General features: G+C 68.4%; 19 protein-coding genes. 9 read left to right on the top strand and 10 right to left on the bottom strand.

The window, feature by feature from the left end:
• Positions 1–233: 233 nt before the first annotated feature.
• The 4 genes from AC1PLA_RS18695 to sppA all read left to right on the top strand — a co-directional run bounded on the left by AC1PLA_RS18695 (position 234) and on the right by sppA (position 5,584).
• Positions 234–1,268: a hypothetical protein gene (locus AC1PLA_RS18695; protein WP_481105117.1), complete on the top strand. Its 1,035-nt coding sequence runs from the start codon at positions 234–236 to the stop codon at positions 1,266–1,268.
• Positions 1,255–1,857: a DUF3106 domain-containing protein gene (locus tag AC1PLA_RS18690; protein WP_181105546.1), complete on the top strand. Its 603-nt coding sequence runs from the start codon at positions 1,255–1,257 to the stop codon at positions 1,855–1,857. Before AC1PLA_RS18695 ends, AC1PLA_RS18690 begins: the two co-directional genes overlap by 14 nt.
• A 364-nt stretch (positions 1,858–2,221) precedes the next feature.
• Positions 2,222–3,598 carry an MATE family efflux transporter gene (locus AC1PLA_RS18685; RefSeq protein WP_039524984.1) on the top strand — a complete coding sequence of 459 codons (1,377 nt, stop codon included), beginning with the start codon at positions 2,222–2,224 and terminating at the stop codon, positions 3,596–3,598.
• 84 nt (positions 3,599–3,682) lie between these two features.
• On the top strand, positions 3,683–5,584 hold the full coding sequence (gene sppA, locus AC1PLA_RS18680) for a signal peptide peptidase SppA (protein ID WP_481105116.1): 1,902 nt from the start codon (positions 3,683–3,685) through the stop codon (positions 5,582–5,584).
• Positions 5,585–5,861: 277 nt separating this feature from the next.
• Here the strand turns inward: sppA and AC1PLA_RS18675 are convergent, their stop codons facing one another.
• Positions 5,862–6,077, bottom strand: coding sequence for a hypothetical protein (locus AC1PLA_RS18675; RefSeq protein ID WP_016903674.1), 216 nt, complete (start codon positions 6,075–6,077; stop codon positions 5,862–5,864).
• A 106-nt stretch (positions 6,078–6,183) separates the two neighbouring features.
• Between AC1PLA_RS18675 and AC1PLA_RS18670 the strand changes: the two genes are divergently transcribed.
• Positions 6,184–6,960 carry an SDR family oxidoreductase gene (locus tag AC1PLA_RS18670; RefSeq protein WP_024938534.1) on the top strand — a complete coding sequence of 259 codons (777 nt, stop codon included), beginning with the start codon at positions 6,184–6,186 and terminating at the stop codon, positions 6,958–6,960.
• A 276-nt stretch (positions 6,961–7,236) separates the two neighbouring features.
• Here AC1PLA_RS18670 and AC1PLA_RS18665 read toward each other — a convergent pair whose 3' ends face one another.
• The 9 genes from AC1PLA_RS18665 to AC1PLA_RS18625 all read right to left on the bottom strand — a co-directional run bounded on the left by AC1PLA_RS18665 (position 7,237) and on the right by AC1PLA_RS18625 (position 16,990).
• Complete coding sequence (locus tag AC1PLA_RS18665) at positions 7,237–7,923, bottom strand: DUF4124 domain-containing protein (RefSeq protein ID WP_481105115.1); 687 nt, start codon at positions 7,921–7,923, stop codon at positions 7,237–7,239.
• Between the two features lie 49 nt (positions 7,924–7,972).
• Positions 7,973–8,752, bottom strand: coding sequence for a DUF4124 domain-containing protein (locus AC1PLA_RS18660; protein WP_481105114.1), 780 nt, complete (start codon positions 8,750–8,752; stop codon positions 7,973–7,975).
• 90 nt (positions 8,753–8,842) lie between these two features.
• Positions 8,843–9,406, bottom strand: a complete 564-nt coding sequence (gene tsaC, locus AC1PLA_RS18655) for an L-threonylcarbamoyladenylate synthase type 1 TsaC (RefSeq protein WP_481105113.1) — start codon at positions 9,404–9,406, stop codon at positions 8,843–8,845.
• Positions 9,407–9,415: 9 nt separating this feature from the next.
• On the bottom strand, positions 9,416–11,914 hold the full coding sequence (locus AC1PLA_RS18650; protein WP_481105112.1) for a DNA topoisomerase I: 2,499 nt from the start codon (positions 11,912–11,914) through the stop codon (positions 9,416–9,418).
• A gap of 182 nt (positions 11,915–12,096) precedes the next feature.
• Complete coding sequence (locus tag AC1PLA_RS18645; RefSeq protein WP_481105111.1) at positions 12,097–13,329, bottom strand: RDD family protein; 1,233 nt, start codon at positions 13,327–13,329, stop codon at positions 12,097–12,099.
• Positions 13,330–13,356: 27 nt separating this feature from the next.
• On the bottom strand, positions 13,357–14,091 hold the full coding sequence (locus tag AC1PLA_RS18640; RefSeq protein ID WP_481105110.1) for a pilin: 735 nt from the start codon (positions 14,089–14,091) through the stop codon (positions 13,357–13,359).
• 37 nt (positions 14,092–14,128) lie between these two features.
• Positions 14,129–14,602, bottom strand: coding sequence for a DUF494 family protein (locus tag AC1PLA_RS18635; protein WP_003484452.1), 474 nt, complete (start codon positions 14,600–14,602; stop codon positions 14,129–14,131).
• A 43-nt stretch (positions 14,603–14,645) separates the two neighbouring features.
• A complete protein-coding gene (gene dprA, locus AC1PLA_RS18630; RefSeq protein WP_053051393.1) occupies positions 14,646–15,782 on the bottom strand; it encodes a DNA-processing protein DprA in 1,137 nt (378 codons plus the stop codon).
• A gap of 71 nt (positions 15,783–15,853) precedes the next feature.
• Positions 15,854–16,990 carry a LysM peptidoglycan-binding domain-containing protein gene (locus tag AC1PLA_RS18625; protein WP_047129487.1) on the bottom strand — a complete coding sequence of 379 codons (1,137 nt, stop codon included), beginning with the start codon at positions 16,988–16,990 and terminating at the stop codon, positions 15,854–15,856.
• Between the two features lie 131 nt (positions 16,991–17,121).
• Here AC1PLA_RS18625 and def point away from each other — a divergent pair, with 131 nt between their 5' ends.
• From def to AC1PLA_RS18605, 4 genes are all read left to right on the top strand, one after another.
• On the top strand, positions 17,122–17,634 hold the full coding sequence (gene def / locus AC1PLA_RS18620) for a peptide deformylase (RefSeq protein ID WP_024938525.1): 513 nt from the start codon (positions 17,122–17,124) through the stop codon (positions 17,632–17,634).
• A gap of 307 nt (positions 17,635–17,941) precedes the next feature.
• The gene (gene fmt, locus AC1PLA_RS18615; protein ID WP_481105109.1) at positions 17,942–18,865 is read left to right on the top strand and encodes a methionyl-tRNA formyltransferase; all 924 of its coding nucleotides are present in this window, start codon (positions 17,942–17,944) and stop codon (positions 18,863–18,865) included.
• Positions 18,865–20,175 carry a 16S rRNA (cytosine(967)-C(5))-methyltransferase RsmB gene (gene rsmB / locus AC1PLA_RS18610; RefSeq protein ID WP_481105108.1) on the top strand — a complete coding sequence of 437 codons (1,311 nt, stop codon included), beginning with the start codon at positions 18,865–18,867 and terminating at the stop codon, positions 20,173–20,175. Before fmt ends, rsmB begins: the two co-directional genes overlap by 1 nt.
• A 48-nt stretch (positions 20,176–20,223) precedes the next feature.
• The gene (locus AC1PLA_RS18605) at positions 20,224–21,945 is read left to right on the top strand and encodes an ArnT family glycosyltransferase (protein WP_481105107.1); all 1,722 of its coding nucleotides are present in this window, start codon (positions 20,224–20,226) and stop codon (positions 21,943–21,945) included.
• Positions 21,946–22,013 lie beyond the last annotated feature (68 nt).

Genomic DNA, 22,013 nt, shown 5'->3' with positions numbered 1-22,013 from the left:
CGCCAATCGGCTTAAAGCGATAAGGATCAATCACTTAGGCGTGAAACACGAATGCAACAAAGAAAAATCAACAGTTGACAGACGCCCGCGTATCGGCATGTCTGCCGCTGTGCACAACCTGCGCAGGTGACGGCAGTCGATGGCACCGGGACGCAGCGCAGCCGGGTCGATCTGTCAAGCCATCGGCGGGGGCCGATTGCGTCGGTATCATGCCGGCCGATGCTGGAGTTCCCATGACCGTAGTCCCCGACGCCCCCGTCACTCCTGCCGCGCTGTCTGCTTTCCTGCGCGGTGTCGAACGCCGGGGTCTGGTACTCGCACAACTGCAATGCGGCGATGGCGCGGCGGCCGAGCGGGCCTTGGCGGCGGCGTTGCGTGCGTTCAGCAGCCAGGCGGCGGGTCGCCCGATGTCCGGCTGGCCGATGCGCTTCTGGAGCCTGCTGGCAACGGCACCGCCGCTGCGGCGCGAGCCCATGCCGGGGACCTGGCTGCCGCCGTTTACCGCACTGGGGCGGATGCAGACCAGCGACCGGCTGGCGCTGCTGCTGCGTATCGTGGCCGGGCTGGAAGAAGAGCCTGCCAGCGAGGTGCAGGGCATCGAGGTGGCGGCCTATCGGCAGTCGCTGGCCCGTGCCTGCCCACGCGATGCAGCCGGCAACCCGGATGCGCAGGCCTGGCGGGCACTGGCCGAGGCGGCGCAGCAGGAGTTGCGTGAGCTCAGCCCGGTGCAGGTCAGCCGGCTCGCACAGCTCCGCGAGTCGGCCCTGGCCGGCATGCCGCTGCAGCCTGTCGCAGCAGCGCCCGTGGCCGCCGCCGAAGCGCGCCGCCCGGCCACGCCGCGCCACCGTCCTGCACGCCAGTGGCAGTGGCCACGGATCGACCGCCGCCACGCCGGCCTCGTGCTGGCCGCGCTGGGGTTGGCGCTGCTGCTCGCGGCGCTGGGCTGGTGGTGGACGCATCGCCGCCCGGCCCTGCCGCCCGAGCCGGTCTCGCAGGCCCCGGCCGGCGTGCTGCACGTCACCGATGCCGCGCCGGTGCTGGTGGAAGACCTTCCCGCCGCCGACTTGCCGGACGCGGTGGCGAACCCCGGCCTGGATCCGCGCGACCAGGCGATGCTGGCCGACCCGGACCTGGAACTGGCGCGTTCGGCCGATTTCTACGCCTGGTATGCGGCCGGCCATCCGGTGCCGGCCGACGAATCCGGCGCGCATGCCACCGCCGCCGACCAGCCTGCCGCCACCCTGGAGACCGTCGATGACGACAATTAAGTGGTGCGGCCTGCTGGTGTTGGCTGTTGTCGGCATGGCCGCTGCGCAGACCCTGCCGGCGCCGCTGGAGGAAGGCAACGCGACTGCGCCTGTCGGCGTGCCGACGCCCGCAGCCTCCACCGCCGCAATCCCAAGCGCCGCGCAGCAGCGCGCGCGCTGGGACGCATTGACGCCGGCCCAGCGGGCCGAGCTGCGCGCCCGTTATGCGGCCTGGAAAGGGCTCACCGCCACCGACCGGGTGGTATTGCGGCAGGCACGCGAGCGTCTGCATGGCTTGCCCGACGACCAGCAGCGCGCGCTGCGCACGCAGTTCACCGCGATGGATCGCCTGCATCGCGATGGCTGGCGCCTGGGCTCGCAGCTGGGCGCGTTCTATCCGCAGTTGCAGCCCCTGATCGGCTACGTGCCGCCAGCGCAGCGCGATACGCTGCTGGCGGCGCTACGCAGCCTGGACGCCGGGCAGCTGGAACAGCTGGCGATGCTGGCACAACGCACGCCGCCGCAGGAGCGCGATGGCTTGCGCGATGCCCTGCTCGCGCAGGCGCCGGCAACGCGCAGCGCCTGGTTGAAACGCCAGCTGGCGCGCTGACCGGCAGCGGCGGGACTGCGCCGCTGCAGCCCCCTGCGCTGGCGTCGTCTGCCTACGTGCTCGGTGTCCTCCCCGATGCCGGGCAGCGGGGCCGGACACCGAGCCGAGAGCATGCAGGTCTGCCGCCTTCGACGATGCGTGCGCGAAGCGGCGGTCGTCACGAAGGACACGGACCGCGCTGAAACCCAGGCATCCCGTTCCGGTGACCAGCCACGCCGGCCGCTCGCCGCCGAGCATCTCCCTCCTTACGCCTTGCCGCCGATAGCCGCTGCCCGTGTCGCAAGTGCGGGTAAGATAGCGGCCCCACGCGACCCGGTGCCAGCGCCTCCCGGCACGGCCGTAGTCCGCGCAGCGATCGGTTGTCATGTCTGTCTCTCCTGTACCCACCTCCGCGACGCCGCGTTTCGGCGCGGAAGTGCGCACCACCGGCCTGCTCGCATTGCCGCTGGTGCTCGGTCACGTCTCCACCGGCCTGATCGGATTCGTCGATAACGTCATTGCCGGTCACCACGGCACCGCCACGCTGGCGGCGGTCACCATCGGCACCTCGCTGTTGTGGCTGCCGATGCTGGTGCCGATCGGCACGCTGATCTCGTTGACCGCCTCGGTCTCGCAGCTGCGCGGCGCCGGCCGCGAGCGCGAGATCGGCCCGCTGTTCCGCCAGGCCCTGTGGCTGTCGCTGGGACTGGGCGCGGTGATGTTCGCGTTCCTCAGCGCAGTGCCGCCGCTGTTGCCCACCTTCGGGATTGCGCCGGACATCGTGCCGGGCGCGACCGACTTCCTGCACGCGGTGCGCTGGGGCGGGCCGGCGCTGACGTTCTACTTCTGCATGCGCTATCTCAGCGAGGGCATGCACTGGACCCTGCCGACCATGCTGCTGGGCTTTGGCGGCCTGCTGGTGCTGGCGCCGCTGGGTTATGCGCTGACCTATGGCAAGTTCGGCTTTGCCGAGCACGGTGCGCAGGGCCTGGGCATGGCCTCGGCGGTCACCATGTGGGTGCAGGCCAGCGTGTTTGCGCTGTATCTGTGGCGCTCGCGCCGCTTCGCGCACCTGCAGTTGTTCGCCCATTTCGAAGGCCCGCGCTGGCGTGCGATCGGCGATCTGTTGCGCACCGGTCTGCCGATCGGCATCACCGTGCTGATGGAGGGCGGCCTGTTCATCGTCACCGCCTTGCTGATCGGCCGGCTCGGCTCCACCGAAGCGGCCGCGCACCAGATTGCGATCAACGTCGCGCAGCTGTGTTTCATGATTCCGATGGGCGTGGCCGAGGCGACCACCGTGCGGGTCGGGCATGCGGTCGGGCGCGGCGATCCGCTCGGCATGCGGCGTGCGGCCTGGGCCGGTTACGCCATCGTGCTGGGCACCCAGGCGCTGTCGGCCAGCGTGCTGTTGCTGGGCCACGATGCCATCGTGAGCGTCTATACCGACGATGTGGCGGTGGCCGCGCTGGCCTCGGTGCTGCTGCTGTTTGCCGCCACGTTCCAGTTTCCCGACGGCATCCAGGTGCTCTCCAGCGGCGCGCTGCGTGGGCTCAAGGACACCCGTGTGCCGATGTTCCTGGCGATGTTCTCGTACTGGGGTGTCGGCATGCCGATCGGCGCCGGGCTCGGCCTGGGGCTGGGCTGGGGACCGCAAGGCATGTGGATCGGCCTGATTCTGGGCCTGACCGTGGCGTCGGTCCTGATGGGCTTGCGCTTCCGGCAGACCAGCCGGCGGCTGACTGCCGGCGCGACCCCCTGACTTCCAGCGCATGCCGCGCGCACCGCGCAGCCGGTATGCTGGACACCATTGAATTGTGTGCAGCGTCTTTTGACGGAGTTTTCCATGAACCACCCCGTGCGTCGCAGTCCCATCGCCAGTTTCTTCGTCGGCCTGTGGGATGTGATGAATTTCACCCGGCGCCTGATCTTCAACCTGGTGTTCTTCGGTTTCCTGTTCCTGGTGCTGCTGCTGTTTGTGGTGGCGATCGCGCGTGGCGACGGCAGCAAGCCGCTGGCCGAGCGCACCACCCTGGTGATCAACCCCGAAGGCACGCTGGTCGAGCAGTTCAGCGCCGACCCGGTGAGCCGGTCGCTGGCCAAGGCGGTCGGCGACAAGAGTGCCGAGGAAGTGCAGCTGCGTGACCTGGTGCGGGTGATCGAGGCGGCCGGCAAGGACCGCAAGATCGAGCGGGTGGTGTTGAACCTGGACAAGTTTCAGCCCGCCGGTTTCGCCTCGCAGCGCGAAGTGGCCGCGGCGTTGCAGAAGCTGCGCGCCTCCGGCAAGCAGATCGTCGCCTTCAGCGAGAGCATGAGCCAGGGCCAGTACCTGCTGGCCGCACAGGCCAACGAGGTCTATCTCGACCCGATGGGCAGCGTGCTGCTGGAAGGGCTTGGCCGTTATCGGCAGTATTTCCGCGAGGGCCTGCAGGACAAGCTCGGCGTGGACGTGCATCTGTTCCGCGTGGGCGAGTACAAGTCCGCCGCCGAGCCGTACATCCTCGATGCCGCTTCGGCCGACGCCAAGGAAGCGGACCTGTTCTGGATGAACGACGTGTGGAAGCGCTACCTGGCCGATGTCGGCAAGGCGCGCAAGCTGAGCCCGGCGCAGCTGACCGCCGGCATCGACACGCTGCCCGAGGGCGTGGCCGCTGCCGGTGGCGATCTGGCCAAGTTCGCGCTGCAGCAGAAGCTGGTCGACGGGCTCAAGACCCGCGAGGACGTCGATGCGCTGCTGACCAAGCGCGGCGTGGCCGACAGCGATGCCGATAGCGGCTTTCGCAACATCGGTTTCAACGATTATCTGAGCCAGCTGCAGGCGCAGCGTTCGCCGATGGACAGCCGTCCGCAGGTGGCCGTGGTGGTGGCCGCTGGCGAGATCAGCGGTGGCGAGCAGCCGGCCGGCCGCATCGGTGGCGAGTCCACCGCCGCGTTGCTGCGCCAGGCGCGCGACGACGACGAGGTCAAGGCGGTGGTGCTGCGTGTGGATTCGCCCGGCGGCGAAGTGTTCGCCTCCGAGCAGATCCGTCGCGAGGTGGTCGCGCTCAAGCAGGCCGGCAAGCCGGTGGTGGTGTCGATGGGCGATCTGGCCGCCTCGGGCGGTTACTGGATCAGCATGAATGCCGATCGCATCTATGCCGACCCGTCGACCATCAGTGGCTCGATCGGCATCTTCGGCATGGTGCCCAACCTGACCCGCGCGCTGGACAAGATCGGCGTGCACACCGATGGCGTGGGTACCACGCGCTTTGCCGGTGCCTTCGACATCACCCGTCCGCTGGACCCGGCCGCCGGCCAGGTGATCCAGGCGGTGATCAACAAGGGCTACGCCGACTTCACCGGCAAGGTGGCGCAGGCGCGGCATCAGTCGGTGGATGCCATCGACAAGGTCGCACGCGGTCGCGTGTGGAGCGGTGCGCAGGCCAGGCAGCATGGCCTGGTGGACGCGTTCGGCGGCATGTCCGAAGCGGTGGCCGATGCGGCCGATCGCGCCAAGTTGAGCCGCGGCAAGTTCCGCGTGCGCTATGTGGAAAAGCCGGCGACGCCGTTCTCGCAGTTCATGAGCGGATTTGCCGGCAGCCGCATGGGCGCCTGGATGCTGGGCGATTCGGGCATGGCGCGCGCACTGCTGGCGCGCTCGCTACCGGAAGTGGACACGCAGTTGCGCTTCGTCGAAGACGCCGTGCACGACAGCAAGGCGGGCGGTACCCCGGTCAAGTCGCTGGCGTACTGCTTCTGCGGCTTCTGACGCGGCAGGTTCGCAACGTGATGGATCGACAACGCCGGCCTTGTGCCGGCGTTGTTGTGTCTGCGCTCAGGCGATGCAGCAATGCGGGCGCGCCAACAGCGCAAGAATGGCAGAACGCAGGGCGCCGCGATCACAGGCAATCAGCCATCGGTCGAGCGACCTCACGCGTGTTTGCCGTATGCGCAGATGTAGTGATCGCCTTGCGCTCAATCGCAGGCGCGCACGCGCAGTTGCTGCGTCGACAAAAAACGCGCGTGCTTCAGACAGCAGCCTTCGGTTACTGCGTGGCCGCGTCGATCGCCTTGCGTTGATCGTCTGCGGCCTGATCGCTTGCCGCCTGCACTGCGTGCGCCTTGTTCAACGGTTCCTGGATGTGGTCGCGCAGGGCAGTGGCCTGCGGCTCGGGCTTCTGCTCGGTGGGCGCAGGTTGCGGCCGCTGACAGGCGCCCAGCAGCAACGTCAGGCTGATCGCAAGAATCCAATGCCGTTTCATCGTCGTGACCTCGCTCGGGCTGGCGGTATCCTAACGCCCGGGCCGCAGGCATGCGTCAAGCGCGCTGCCGCGGCCGTTTCCTGCGTCTTGAAAGAGGATGACCCACGTGACAACCCACCGTTGGCGGCTGGATGGACAGACCGCGCTCATCACCGGCGCCAGCGCCGGCATTGGCTTTGCCATCGCGCGCGAATTGCTGGCCTTCGGCGCGGATCTGCTGATGGTGGCGCGCGATGCCGATGCGCTGGCGCAGGCGCGCGACGAGTTGGCCGAGGAATTTCCCGAGCGCGAGCTGCATGGGCTGGCCGCCGATGTGGCCGACGATGAAGAGCGGCGCGCGATTCTGGATTGGGTGGAAGACCATGCCGATGGCCTGCACCTGCTGATCAACAATGCCGGCGGCAACATCACCCGCGCGGCGATCGATTACACCGAAGACCAGTGGCGCGGCATCTTCGAAACCAATGTGTTCGCCGCTTTCGAGCTGTCGCGTTATGCGCACCCGTTGCTGACCCGTCACGCGGCGTCGGCAATCGTCAACGTCGGCAGCGTCTCCGGCATCACCCATGTGCGCAGCGGCGCGCCATACGGCATGACCAAGGCCGCGCTGCAGCAGATGACGCGCAACCTGGCGGTGGAATGGGCCGAGGACGGCATCCGCGTCAACGCGGTGGCACCGTGGTACATCCGCACCCGTCGCACCTCCGGGCCGTTGTCGGATCCGGATTACTACGAGCAGGTCATCGAGCGCACGCCGATGCGCCGCATCGGCGAACCGGAAGAAGTGGCCGCCGCCGTCGGTTTCCTCTGCCTGCCGGCCGCCAGTTACATCACCGGCGAATGCATCGCGGTGGATGGCGGCTTCCTGCGCTACGGGTTCTGACACGCCTGCGTGCGTGGTCGCGCGGACAGTGCCTGCGCATGGCATCGAAGACGCGCAGGCAGGCGCCGATCCGTCGCTGCGCCTGCGCCTGCAGTGTTCGTCCGCCGCGTCTGCACGCAACGCAGGCGACAGTGCGGCGGGCTTGCTCGCATGCGGCTCGCTGCACCGCGCAGGTCATCCGGTGATCGCTAACGGTTGCAGTGGCTCGAAAGAATCAGCCTGGCAAACACAGCACCGGCACACTGGCTGGCATGCGCTGCAACGCCGGTAGCAGTGTCATGGCGTGGCGGACGGATTCGCGCAGCGGCTTTCGTCCAGCACCCGACGCATCTGCAAATAGCGCTGCTTGCGCTCGGCCGCTTGCGCCTCGTCGGAGAAGCGCCAGGTCGATTCGGCCTGCTCGGCACGCTGGCGCCAGGCCTCGCACAGGCTCTGGTCTGGCACCGGTGCGCAGCGGTCGGTGACCACTTCGCAGGCGCTGCCGCCGCCGGTTGCCGGCCCGCCCGCCAGATTGGTGGTCTGCATCGGCAGGCAGCGCGTGGCCGGCTCGCGGTCTTCGGTGAAATAGCGCCCGTTGTCGTGCGCGGTGCATTCGAACAAGGGCGGCGGTGGCAGCGTGGAGGTCGAGGTCGAGGTCGAGGTCGAGGTCGTGGCAGGTGGCATCGCAGCCACCGGTGCCGGCGTCGCAGCCGGTGCGGCGGCGGGCACATCGGTCTTCGGCCTGGTGGGCGGCTGCGCAGCGGGCGCGCTACGTGCAGGCGACGCCGTGCCTAACCCGCCCGCCGTCAACGGCACCGCGGCCGGTGCCGTCATCAGTTTCTTCTGCTGCTGCATGCCTTTCGGGCAGGGCATGTTCTGCACGGTAAGCGCGCCGCTGGGATCAGTGCACCGGTAGATCGCCACTTCCTGTGCGCCGGCCACCGAGACACACGCCAGCAATGCCGCCCACGGCCAGCGCCTCATACGCCGCCGCAATCGCGCTGCAGGCGCGCGTCATCCCACGGCCAGCGCCTCATACGCCGCCGCAATCGCGCTGCAGGCGCGCGTCGATACCGCGCTGTTCGCGGCTGAGATCCTGGCGCTCGCTCTGCAGGGCATTGTTGTAGCGGCGGATCAGTTCCCAGCGACGGTCGGCCAGGCGCGCGCAGACTTCCTGTTCGGGCAGGGCATGGCATTCGTCGCGGATCTGCACGTTGCCGTACGGCACGATCACCGTGCCGCCGTAGCCGCCGCCGTTGTAGCCGCCCTGATAACCGCCCTGATAATCGCCACCGCCGAAGCTTGCGCTGCCGCGCAGGCTTCCACCGCGACCGGCGCTTCCCTGCACCGACATCGCCGGGCGTGGGCGGACCGAAATCGGCGGACGCTGGATGCCGCCGCCGCTGACCGGCGGGGCAATGCCATTGCCCACATAGGCCGGGCCCCAGGTCGGCACCCAGCGCGGATTGCCTTCCGGGCTGTCGCTGGTATAGCGGTTGCCGTCTTCGGTGGTGCACTCGTACATCGGCTGCGGCGGCTGCACGGTGATGATGCGCACCTCGCGCGGTGGCTGCGTCGGGACGGCGGCCGGGGCGGCAACGGCGCGCTGCGGCCGCGGCGGCGGATCCTGCGGGCGCTGCAGGTCCAGCACCTGCTGGCGGCCGCTGCTGCATGGCGCATCCTGCAAGGCGACGGTGCCGGTGCTGCTGACGCAGCGGTAGATCCGCACATTTGGATCCGGTTTGCTGGCGGTATCGGCCGCAGCAACAGGCAGCGCGGTGGCCAGCAACAGAAGGGTCAGGACGGTACGCATGGCCGCAGTGTGCGCGTCTACCCGGCTGTGGGCAAAGGGGCAGACGGTGTCTATGGCCAAGCGCTCCGACCGGCGGCGCGTGGCGGCTGCTCAGTCGCGCAGGATCTGTCCGCTGCGGGCGTCGCGGATCTGGGTCGGTTGCGCCAATGCGCCCACCTCGCCATCCGTCACCCCGTCGATGCTGGCCAGCAGGGCCGGGTCCAGCGCCTGGCGGCTGCGCGCGGGCGGTTCGCCGGCCAGGTTGGCGCTGGTGGACACCAACGGGCCGCCCCAGGCCGCACAGAGCGTGGCGACCAGCGGATGCGCGCTGATGCGCACCGCCAGCCCGTCATGCGCGCCGGTGACCCAGCGCGGCGCCTGGGCGGTGATCGGCAGGATCCAGGTATGCGGGCCTGGCCAGCTGGCCAGCACCTCCTGCTTGCGGGCCGGCGCCAGTGCGTCCAGATCCACCCAGTCGTGCAGCACATCCACGCTGGCGGCCACCACGATCACGCCCTTGTCGACCGGGCGGCGTTTGATCTCCAGCAGTCGCAGCACGGCGGCCTGCTGGCGCGGGTCGCAGCCCAGCCCCCACACCGCTTCGGTGGGATAGGCGATCACGCCGCCCCGGGTCAGGGTGGCGACGGCGCTGTCCAGGCTGAGCGTGTGCTGCATGCGGCGCCCTTAGCCTGCGGCCTTGCTCACGGTCTTCTTGACCACGCGCTTGGTGGCCTTCTTGGCAGCGGCTTTCTTGGCCGGCGCCTTCTTCGCCGCGGTCTTGGTGGCGGTTTTCTTTACCGCGGTCTTCTTGGCTGCGGCGTCCTTGGCCTCCTTGGCCGAATCCTTCACCGCGTTCTTCTTGAGCGTGGCCTTCTTGGCGCCGAAGCCCTTGCGCACCGGCTTGCCGGTGTCGGCCAGCAGCTGCTGCACTTCCTCGAACGTCAGCGACGCCGGCTCGCGATCCTTGGGAATCTTGCCATTGAGCTTGCCATCGCTGATGTACGGGCCGAAGCGGCCGTTGAGCACCTGGATGTCGCTGCCTTCGAATTCCTTGATCACGCGGTTGCGCGCGATCTCTTCCTTCTCCTCGATCAGGAACACCGCGCGCTCCAGATCGATGGTGTACGGGTCGTCTTCCTTCTTCAGCGAGGCATAGACGCTGCCGCGGCGCGCGAACGGGCCGAACCGGCCGATGCCGACGCTGACGTCCTGGTCCTTGTCCTGGCCCAGTGCGCGCGGCATCTTGAACAGCTCCAATGCGTCTTCGATGGAGATCGAGTAAATGCTCTGGCCTGGCCGCAGCGAGGCGAAGGTGGGCTTTTCCTCGTCTTCGACGGTGCCGATCTGCACCATCGGGCCGAACCGGCCGATGCGCGCGCTGACTTCCTTGCCGCTGACCGGGTCGGTGCCCAGTACGCGCACGCTGCCGGCGTCGGTCTTGTCCAACGAATCCTTCTTGTCCTCGACCAGTTCCTTGAACGGGCCCCAGAACTTCTCCATCAGCGGGATCCACTCTTCCTCGCCACGCGAGACCGCATCCAGGTCGTCTTCGAGCTTGGCGGTGAAGTCGTAATCCACGTAACGGGTGAAATGCCCGGACAGGAACTTGGACACCGCGCGGCCCACGTCGGTGGGGCGGAAGCTGCGGCCTTCCATTTCCACGTACTTGCGGAACTGCAGGGTCTGGATGATCGAGGCGTAGGTGGACGGCCGGCCGATGCCGTATTCCTCCAGTGCCTTGACCAACGCCGCTTCGGTGAAGCGCGGCGGCGGCTGGGTGAAATGCTGGTCGGTGACGATGCGGTCCAGCGGGATGTTGTCGCCGGCCTTCATCAGCGGCAGCTTGCGGCCTTCGTCCTCGTCCTCGCTGCTCTTGGTGTCCTTGCCTTCCTCGTAGACCGCCAGGAAGCCGGGCACCACCACGGTGGTGCCGCTGGCGCGGAACACGTGCTCGCTGCCGGCCGACAGATCGACGCTGACGGTGTTGAGCGTGGCCGGAATCATCTGGCAGGCCACGGCGCGGCGCCAGATCAACTCGTACAGGCGACGCTCGTCGTCGGACAGGAAGCGCGCCACCTGCGCCGGGGTGCGCAGCGCCGAGGTCGGGCGCACCGCCTCATGCGCTTCCTGCGCGTTCTTGGATTTGGTGGTGTAGGCGTTAGGCTGGTCCGGCAACGAGGCGGTGCCGAAATCGCGCGCGATCACATCGCGGATTTCCGACAGCGCGTCCTGCGACAGGTTCACCGAGTCGGTACGCATATAGCTGATCAGACCGACCGAGCCTTCGTCGCCCAGCGCCACGCCTTCGTACAGCTTCTGCGCCACCTGCATGGTCTTGCGGGTGGTGAAGCCGAGCTTGCGCGAGGCTTCCTGCTGCAGCGTGGAGGTGGTGAACGGCGGGGCAGGGCGACGCTTGCGCTCCTTGCTGGCCACATCGGTGACATGCAGCACGCCTTGCGCGGCCTGCTGGATGCGCAGCCGCGCCGCTTCGGCGGTGTCGCCATCTGTGACGGTGAACTGCTCGAACTTCTGCCCGTCCAGCTTGATCAGGCGCGCGTTGAACGGCTGCGACGGGTGCCGGCAATGCGCATCGATGGACCAGTACTCGCGCGCGATGAAGGCTTCGATCTCTTCCTCGCGCTCCACGATCATGCGCAGCGCCGGCGACTGCACGCGGCCGGCCGACAGCCCGCGCTGCACCTTGCGCCACAGCACCGGCGATAGGTTGAAGCCGACCAGATAGTCCAGCGCGCGACGGGCCTGCTGCGCATCGACCAGATCGGCCGCGATCGCGCGCGGCTTGAGCATGGCTTCCTTGATCGCACGCGGGGTGATCTCGGTGAACACCACCCGCTGCATCGTCTTGTCCTTGAGCAACCCGCGCTCTTTCAGGATCTCGGCGATGTGCCAGCTGATCGCCTCGCCCTCGCGGTCCGGGTCGGTCGCCAGATAGATGTCGTCGGCGCTCTTGGCCGCGCGTGCAATGGCTTCGACATGCTTCTCGTTCTTTTCGATCAGGTCGTAGCGCATTGCGAAGCCGTTGTCGGGATCGACCGCGCCTTCCTTGGGGACGAGATCGCGCACGTGCCCATACGAGGCCAGGACGGTGAAGTCCTTGCCGAGGTATTTATTGATCGTCTTGGCCTTGGCGGGCGATTCGACGATGAGCAGGTGCTTGGGCATGGTGGCGAATTCTTTGGGCAGGGCCCGGGGGGCGGGTAGCGTGGCCTAATTGGCCGGTGGAGGGAAGCAGATCGACCGTTTCCCACAGGTCAACGCCCGGGAAACGAGCCCGGGCGTTCAGTTCTCTTATTAGAAAGATCACGGCGGACGCCGCCGTGTCAAGCGGCCAGGGCTGCCAACTGCTAGCTCTGGCTCATTCCAATGGCGGCCAGCATGAAGCCCACCACCACCACCGAGATCACCAGCAGCACCGCATAAATGGCCAGCACCACGATGGTGACCGTGTCCAGGCCGCTGGATTGGCGCTCCGGGTGATCCGTAAACGCCCAGCGGTCCACCACCAATGTGTCGCAGACCTTGTCGTGCGGAGCCTGCATGCGCGCGGTCATGCCGGCCATGAACGCGGCCACGACCACGCCGATGCCCAGGGTGAGCACGCTGATCAGCATGTAAGCCAGGTAACGCAGCACATTGCGCCAGAAACCGACCCGGCCGCCATTGCTGTCGGCGCGCACCAGCTTGATGCCGCAGGCGAGCTTGCCCAGGCTGGCCTGGTGCCGGCTGGACTGCATCCAGGCGAAATACAGCGTCGGGATTGCCAGGCCGATGCCGTAGGACATCACCAGGATGGCGATGCTGAGCGCGCTGCCGTCGTCCAGCGCCGAGCCGGAATCGCCGCGGGTGGTCGCCAATGCCACGACGAACACCAGCGGGATCACGATCAGGTACACCGCAAAGCTGGTGATCAGGCTGTCCAGGATGCTGGCGGCCACGCGCCGCCACAGGCCGGCGTAGACAACCGGGGCATCGTGCAATGCGACGCTTGCCGTGGGCGCGGCGACGGAATCCCAGGCGCTTGGAAGCGGCGCGCCGGCCGGTGGTTGCGACACGGCATGCGCGGGTGTTGCCGGCGCGTGCGAGGTGTTGGTCAGGAGCGGGCTCGATGCCGCTGGGGGTGCCGCAGGGTCTGCCGGCGTGGTGGGCCACGCCGCTGGATCTGTCAGCGCAGCCTGCCCGCTCGGCGGACGCTGCTGGTGGTCGGTTACGGCAGGGTGATCGGCAAGGCCGGAGTCGGCCCGCCCGAGTGCAGCGTCTGCCGCCGGGCCGGCAAACGGCGCATCTGCGGCAGGCGTGCGATCCACCGCGACGCTGGTTGGGTGAACCGTCGCCTGCGGCTCACTGTGCGCAACGTCCACCGGCACATCTCCGATGGTCGGCGCGGCGGAAGCTGGCACGGCGGTGTCGATCCCCAGCTCGGCCGCGACCTCGCCAAGTGCCACCCACTGCGGAAAGCCTTCGCGCCAGACCAGGCTGGATGCATTGATCAAGCCTTCCGACAGGCGCGCGCGAAGCGTGTCCGTGTCCACTGGCCCCTGGCGCTCGCGTTGTGCGTCGGCGTAATACCACTGCGTCATTGAAGTCCCCTTGCGTAAAGCGATTGACTAGCCGCGGCAGTCCGGCGGAAGTTGGTTGTCGTCGATCTCGGAGCTGCACTGCCAGCTGCCGGCGTCCGCGTCGAAATCCAGCCACAGCGCCTTACCGTCGATCCTGGTCATTTTCGGCGCATGCAGCAGCGCCTCGACTCCGCACTCGGTGGTGTCGAAACGGCCGATCCGCACGCTGCTCAGGACATCGTTTGCATACTGCTCGGGCGCGAGAAAGCCGGCGTCGCCGTTGACCGGGCAACGGCCTTGCTGCGCGAGAAATTCGGCGATCTGCGGCTTCAGGGGCGTCAGCGCTGCGATCGCCTGGGCGACCTTGGTACGCGTGGTGTAGTCCTGGTACGCCGGCAGCGCGATCGCCGCCAGGATGCCGATCATCGCCACCAGCAAGAACATGCCCACCACCGCGCCCAGCACCAACGCCAGCGGCCACCCCGGCCCGTTGCTGGATAGATGACGCGCTGACGGCGCGGGCGCAATGGCGGCTGCGTTATGGACAGCCGTTGGCGGAACCGGCGGCAGGGGCGGCGGCAGCGCTGCGGCGCGCAGATTGGTGGAAATCGGTGGCCCGAGTTCGTCGGCGCACGCAGACAGCGGCACCCATCGGGCAAATCCTTCGCGCCAGACCAAGGTGTCCAGTGCAATCGCGTGATCGCGATACAGCGCCAGCAAGGCCTCGCCGGCCACCGGGCCACGCCGGTGGCGGTTGCCCTCGGCGTAATACCAACTACTCATTGCCGTCCCCTCGCACGCGTCCGTTGCGGCTTCCGCCTCAGTGTACGGGTTCAGGCTCGTCCAGGAACATCTGCGTTTCCATCCAGGCGTAGGCCGCTTCGGCACCCGGCTGGTTGAACAACACCATCAAGACCACCCATTTGAGGTCGTCCAGGTCCAGTTCGTCCTGGTCCAGCGCCATGGCGCGATCCAGCACCAGCTCGCGCTGGTCGGCATCGAGAATGCGGTGTTGTTCCAGGAACAGCAGGAATCCACGGCAGTCCACATCGAGCTTGTCCAGCTCCGGGCCGTGGTAGATGCGTACCGGTCCATCGACATGCGGGCGCGCGACGCTGGGCCGCTGCTCGGAGAGCGCGTCCAGCCAATCGAAGGCTTTGCTGATTTCTGCGGGACTGAAACCGGCCTGGATCAGGCCATTCTGAAGCGAGTCACGGTCGCGGACCAGGTCCGCATCTTCGCTGAAATAATGTTCGAACAGGTACAGCAGTACATCAAGAATGCTCTCTTTCATTGCCCCTCGGCCTGCGTCGCGCGACGCTGTGGAGGTGAAGAAACTAGGGGTTGCGGGTATAGCGACCGTGCTCGGTGACCACGTCTCCCTCCAGTTCCATGATGAGCAGCATGGAGGACAGCGCGGCGGCCGTCAATCCGGTGCGTTCGACCAGGGAATCCATAGGGGTTGGGTCGTGGCCCAGCGCCTGCCACAAGCGCTGGTAGTCCGGATCCGGGCGCGCCGGGCCGGCCTGCGGCGGTGTCCTGGCCTGATCAGTGGGGGCGGCCAGGCGCTGGCGCAAGGCGCTTGCCAGTTCGCCTGACAGCAGGCGCAGGCCGTCGATGACCTGGGCCGGCTCCTGGGCCAGGGTGGCTCCCTGCCGGATCAGGTGATGGCAGCCCCGCGCGAGCGGATTGTGCAGCGAGCCGGGCAGGGCGAACACCTCGCGCCCGGCCTCTGCCGCCAGCCGCGCGGTGATCAGCGCGCCCGAGCGCATGGCCGCTTCCACCACCAGGGTGCCCAGGGCCAGCCCGGCGATGATCCGGTTGCGGGCCGGGAAGTGCCCCGCGACCGGCCCGGTGCCGGGCAGGTACTCGCTGACCACCGCGCCACGCGCGGCGATGCGATCGCGCAGGGAGTGGTGATTTGCCGGGTAGGCCACATCCGCGCCGGTGCCCACCACCGCCACGGTGATGGCCCCGGCACGGGCAAGCGCGGCCTCGTGTGCGATCGCGTCCACGCCGGCGGCCATGCCGCTGACGATGGCCAGCCCGGCGCCTGCCAGGCCGGAGGCGAACGCGCGGGTGTGGTCGCGGCCGCCGGCGGTGGCGGAGCGGCTGCCGACCACGGCCACGCCCGGGTGCCAGAGCGCGTTCGGGTCGCCGTCCACGAACAGGGCCAGCGGCGGATTGACGATGTGGCGCAGCAGGGCGGGGTAGTCGGGATCGTTCAGGCCGATCAGGTGATGGCCGGGCTGCTCGCACCACTGCAGGGCGGCGTCCAGCGCGCGTGCATCGGGGGTCTGCAGCCGGGCCACCTGCAGTTCGTCGCAGCCGGCGGCAAGCCAGGCTTCTGGCCCGGCCGCCAGTAGCTCGGCCGGGCTGGCGAAGCAGTCCAGCAGCGCGTGACGCGGCGGGCTACGGCCGCCCGCCAGGAGCAGGGTCAGGAGTGCGCGCAGGTCGGAAGTGGGGAGGGCCATGCGTCCAGCCTGGACCGTAAACGCCGACGGCGCCCTCAGGCGCCGTCGTATTACCGCATCGGAATTTTCGCTTACTGCGCGTCGGGATGCTTGACGAAGTAGCCCAGGCCGGTCGGCTTGACGCTTTCCATCACCAGCGCATAGCTGACCTTGTCGAAGGTGCGGAACACCATCGCGTGCGAGGCGTATTCGTCGGGCAGGCCGACGGTGGAGCCGGCCGGGCCGCTGAAGTCGTCGTCGGTCCGCGAGAAGCGCGAATGCTTGACGCGGTCGCTGACCGTGCGGCCCTTGCGCCAGATCGAGAACACCGTGCCGTTGTTGATGCCTTCGCGGGCACCGCCTGAGATGGCGATCACGTCGCGGGTGCCGCCGACGATAAAGGCGTCGGAGATGGCCAGCACCCGCAATTCGGTCTGCAGGGCCTGTTCCGACGGCGGATGCGGGATGAACTGCAGGTCGTAGGGCTGCGCCTCGACGGCGACGATGCGATCGCCGGCGCGTACTTCGCGGCCGCTGTCCTGCAGCAGCAGGGTAGCCGCCTTGGAGTTGCCGCCCGCCGCGCTGCGCGTGATGGTGCCGACGTTGACCTGTGCCAGTTCGTAGCCGAGGAACTCGCGGCGCGTGCTCGGCGCGATGTAGTTCTTCCAGATGTTGCCGGCGCCTGCGGTGATGTTGCCGGCCGCATCGAGGTCTTCGTTGTGCTTGGGTAGGCTGAACTTCACCGTCGGGCGCACCACCGCAAAACGCTGGCCCGGCTGTGCATCGTCCAGGCCGACCACATAGGCCACCTGGCCGGTGGTGGCGCGCGTACGGCCGCCTTCCAGGCCCACCACGTACGGCAGCTGGTCGAAGTCGTCGGTGACGCGCAGGTTCTTCAGAAACGGCTCGACATCGGCCAGCGGAATCGCATTGATCGGCGCTTCCTGGCGCGGACCGGGCTGGACGGTGCCCTTGGCGACGCGATCCAGGTAGGCCAGGCTGATCACGTCACCGGGATAGATCAGGTGCGGATTCTGGATCTGCGGGTTGGCCTGCCAGATTTCCGGCCACAACCAGGGTTTTTGCAGGAAACGTCCAGCGATGTCCCACAGGGTATCGCCCTTGCGGACCACGTAAGTCTCTGGATGCTCGCCCACCGCTTGCGCGGCAGCGTAGGTCGCGACGGTCAGCATCGCCGCAGCGACGACCGTACGAAGTCGGTTCAACATGAGTGCCTTCTTGCCTGATTCCCCAACAGGTCTGCGCACTATAGTCCAGAAACCGGGGCGTCACGCAAGCATTGCGCTAGAATGACAGCGTCTTGCCGGCGCAGCGCCGGTGTTCCCAGACGGGTAATCCCATGGCTTTGCTCCCTATTCTCGAATTCCCCGATCCGCGGCTGCGCACCAAGGCCGTGCCGGTCGACGCTGCCGAGCTCACCAGCCCGGCATTCCAGACCCTGCTCGACGACATGTTCCAGACCATGTACGAGGCGCCCGGCATCGGCCTGGCCGCCAGTCAGGTGGACGTGCACAAGCGTTTCATGGTGATCGACGTCAGCGAGGAGAAGACGCTCCCGCAGGTGTTCATCAACCCGGAGATCGTGAGCAGGCAGGGCGAGCAGGTCTACCAGGAAGGCTGCCTGTCGGTACCGGGCATCTACGCAGACGTCGCCCGCGCCGATGCGATCACCGTGCGCTATCTCGACCGCCAGGGCAAGGCGCAGGAACTGAGCACCGACGGCCTGCTGGCGGTGTGCATCCAGCACGAGATGGACCATCTGGACGGCAAGTTGTTCGTCGATTACCTGTCGCCGCTCAAGCGCGAAATGGTGCGCAAGAAACTGGCCAAGCAGCGTAAGCACGTGGCCTGAGGGCAGGGATTGGGGAGTCGGGATTGAGGATTGGTGAAGCGGGTTTTCTGGCTGCTTGCCCGATCCGTGGGTCCCCATCCCAATCGCCGGGCGCGGCACTCTCGCGTGTGATTGAGGCGATGGCGCAGGCAGTCGCTGCGCGCGCTCCGCGTACACGGATGGAGCGACACGTCGGGACCTGGGATATGGGATTGGCCAGCCATTGCGCTGTTGCCCAAGCCCCCTGCTGCGAGTCCCGATGCCCGAATCCCCATTCCCCGCCGCCGCCGCTGCCACTCCCCAATCCCCACTCCCGAATCCCCACCTTATGAGAATCGTATTCGCCGGTACGCCGGATTTTGCCGTCGCCTCGTTGCGCGCAGCCGCGCAGCGGCATGAAGTGGTGGCGGTCTACACCCAGCCGGATCGGCCGGCCGGCCGTGGCCGCGGGTTGACGCCGTCGCCGGTCAAGCTAGAGGCGATTGCGCGCGGCATCCCGGTCTTCCAGCCGCAGACGCTGCGCTCGCCGGAGGCGCTGGCCACGCTGCGCGCGCTCAATGCCGATCTGATGGTGGTGGTGGCCTACGGCCTGATCCTGCCCAAGGCGGTGCTGGCCGCGCCGACCCATGGCTGCTGGAACGTGCATGCCTCGTTGTTGCCGCGCTGGCGTGGCGCGGCGCCGATCCAGCGCGCGATCGAGGCCGGCGATACCGAAACCGGCGTCTGCCTGATGCAGATGGAAGCCGGGCTGGATACCGGCCCGGTGCTGTTGTCGCAGCGGCTGGCCATCGGCGAGCAGGAAACCGGCGGGCAGCTGCACGACCGCCTGGCCGCGCTGGGCGCGCAGGTGCTGGCCGATGGGCTGGGCCTGCTGCGTGCCGGCATCCGCCCGGTGGCGCAGCCGCAGCCGGCCGAAGGCGTGACCTATGCGCACAAGCTGGACAAGACGCAGGCGCGGCTGGACTGGACCCAGCCGGCGCAGGAGCTGGCGCGGCGGGTACGCGCGTTCAATCCATGGCCGGTGGCCGAGGTGGTCCTGGCCGGCGAGCGCGTGCGCCTGCATGGTGCAGTGGCGCTGGAGCTGGCCCATCAGCAGGCGCCGGGCACCCTGCTCGCCGCCAGCAAGCAGGGCATCGACATCGCCTGCGGGCAGGGCGCGCTGCGGGTGCGCGTGCTGCAGCGCGAGGGCGGCAAGGCGATCACCGCTGCCGACTACCTCAACGCGCGCCGCGACCTGCCGGCGCTGCGCTGATGTCGGCAGAGACCGCAACTGCCGGCGTCGGCTCGCGTCTGGCCGCGGCACGGGTGCTGACGGCGGTGTTCGACCAGGGCCGCTCGCTCAAGGCCGAACTGGCCGCGACCTTGCCCGGTCTTGCTGATCCACGCGACCGCGCGCTGGTGGAGGCGATCTGCTTTGCGGTACTGCGCCGCCGCCCGGCCTATGACGTGGCATTGCGGCAGTGGCTGGAACGCCCGTTGCCGCCGCGCGATGCGGAACTGAAAGCGCTGCTGATGGCCGGCTTCGCCCAGCTCGACGTGCTGCAGCTGCCCGCGCATGCGGCCTTGTCGGCCACCGTGGACGCGTGCCGCGCGCTGGGCCGGCCGCGGCAGGCCGGCATGGTCAACGCGATCCTGCGGCGCGCCCAGCGCGAGGGGTTTCCGGCGGTGTCCGCCGATGCGGGCTGGCCGTCCTGGCTGCGCAAGCAACTGCGCGCCGATTGGGGCGAGCAGGCCGAACGCATCTTCGTGGCCAGCGCGCAGATGGCGCCGATGTGGCTACGCGTGCAGCGCTCGCGGATCGACCCGGCCGGCTATGTCGCACGGCTGGCCGCGCTGGGCATCGGCGCGGACACGGATGCGCTGTTGCCGGATGCGGTGCGTCTGCACGGGGCGGTGCCGGTGAGCCAGTTGCCGGGCTTTGCCGACGGCGATGTCTCGGTGCAGGACGGCTCTGCCCAGCAGGTTGCCGATGCGCTGGCGCTGGCGCCATCGGCACGCGTGCTCGATGCCTGCGCGGCGCCCGGCGGCAAGGCCGCGCATCTGCTGGAGCGTCATCCTGGCCTGCAGCTCACCGCGCTGGATGTGGATGCGCGCCGGCTGGAGCGGGTGCAGCAGACCTTGCAGCGCACCGTGCCGGGCGCGCAGGTGACCTTGCACACCGCTGACGCCGCCGATACCGCCGCATGGTGGGACGGCCAGCCGTTCGATGCGGTGTTGCTGGATGCGCCATGTTCGGCCACCGGCGTGGTGCGCCGTCAGCCCGACGTGCTGCTGCATCGCCGTGCCGACGATATCGACGCCTTGTGCGCGTTGCAGGCGCGTCTGCTCGATACCACCTGGCGCACGCTGCGGCCGGGCGGTCAGCTGCTCTACACCACCTGTTCCCTGCTTGCGCGCGAGAACCAGGCGCAGGTGCAGGCATTCCTGCAACGCACTGCCGATGCACAGGCGCAGCCGCTGGGCGCGCAATTCGGTCATGCGGCCGGTGCCGGACGCCAGCGTTTCCCCGGCGAGCAGCACTGCGACGGTTTTTTTTACGCGCTTTTGCTAAAAGCGTCCTGACCGCGCGCCGATCCCGGCGCTCCACCTTCGCATCCACTGCCGCCCGTCATGCTCAAGACTCGTGCTTCCAAGGATTTCTGGCTGCTGGCCATCACCGCCGTTCTGGTGATCGGTGCCGGCCTGGGATTGCGCGACCCCTGGCCGTCGGACGAGCCGCGGTTTGCACTGGTCGCCAAGCAGATGGTGATGAGCGGCGACTGGCTGTTCCCGCATCGCGGCAACGAGCTGTACTCGGACAAGCCGCCGATGCTGATGTGGCTGCAGGCACTGTTCTACACGCTGCTGGGCAACTGGCGGGTGGCGTTCCTGCTGCCGTCGCTGCTGGCGGCGCTGGGCACGCTGGCCTGCGTGTACGACCTGGGGCGGCGGCTGTGGACCCGGCGCGTGGGCGCGTATGCGGCGTGGATGCTGTTGTTCACGCTGCACTTCACCTTCCAGGCCAAGAAGGCGCAGATCGATCCGCTGGTGGTGTTCTGGATCACCCTGGCCAATTACGGATTGCTGCGCCATCTGCTGCTGGGGCCGGCCTGGCGCTGGTGGACGCTGGGCTGGTTTGCCGCCGGGCTGGGCGTGATCACCAAGGGGGTCGGCGTCATCGCCTTGCTGATGCTGATCCCGGCCGGCATTGCGGCGGCGCGCGGCTGGCCGGGCGTGCGCGTGCATGTGCGCGATCGGCGTTTCTGGCTGGGGCCGCTGTTCTTCTTCGTCGCGATCCTGCTGTGGTTCGTGCCGATGATGGTGACCGCGCTGACCGCCGGCCAGCCCGAGTACCGCGTCTATCTCAACGACATCCTGTTGCGCCAGACCGCCAAGCGCTATGCCAATTCCTGGGATCACGCGCAGCCGGTCTGGTACCACTTCAAGGGCATGGCCACGATGTGGCTGCCGACCATCCTGGTGCTGCCCTGGGCGATCCCGGCCTGGTGGCGCCGGCTCAAGCGACGCGATGCGCGCTATCTGTTGCCGCTGGCCTGGTGGCTGCTGGTGCTGGTGTTCTTCACCATTCCCAGCGGCAAGCGCGATGTGTACATCCTGCCGGCGCTGCCGATGTTCTGCCTGGCGCTGGCGCCGCTGGCGGCAGGCCTGCTGCGCCGCGCCGGGGTGCAGCGGCTGCTGTTCGGATTCGTGCTGCTGCTGACGGTGGCCTTCGCTGCCGGCGGCGCGGCGATGCTGATCGGGCATCCGGGCTTCGAGCAGAAGATCATGGACAGCCGCGGGGTCGGCAGCGAGGCCACCGACCCGCTCGGCTGGTTGCTGCTGGCGGTCGGTCTGTGGGGCGTGGCCAGCCTGTTGCTGCTGCGGGTGCGCCGTTCCGCGCTTGCCGCAGCATCGCTGCTGGGCGCGTGGTGGGTGGCGTTCGGCCTGGTCTGCTATCCGATCTTCAATGACTCAAGTTCGGCGGGCGCGGTGATGCGCGAGGCCGGGCGCCGGATCGGCCCGGACGCGCAGCTCGGGCTGGTGGCCTGGAAGGAGCAGAACCTGCTGATGGCCGACCGCCCCGCGCAGACCTTCGGCTTCAAGGTGCCTTGGGAACAACAGCTGCAGCGCGCGGTGGCCTGGCAGGCAGAGCGTCCCGATCGACGTTGGCTGATGGCGCAGGAGACCGCGCTGCTGGCCTGCGTGGATCGCAGCCGCAGCCAGATGGTGGGGGTGGCCAATCGTCGTCGCTGGTGGCTGGTACCGGCCGATGCCGTGCACGGCAGCTGCGTGGCGAGCTCCGAGCAGCGGGCAGTGGAAGCGCAGGAGCAGGGCAACCTGGACACCGAATGAGCCGGCGCAGCGCAGGTGTTTGCCGCGATCGGCGGCCCGTCAATGCCGTCGCCGGCCGCTGTCTAGCA

The organism is Xanthomonas sp. NCPPB 1826 (genome assembly GCF_056725285.1).
Note: the sequence above shows the minus strand (reverse complement) of the source record. Positions and strands in the feature narration are given on the sequence as shown.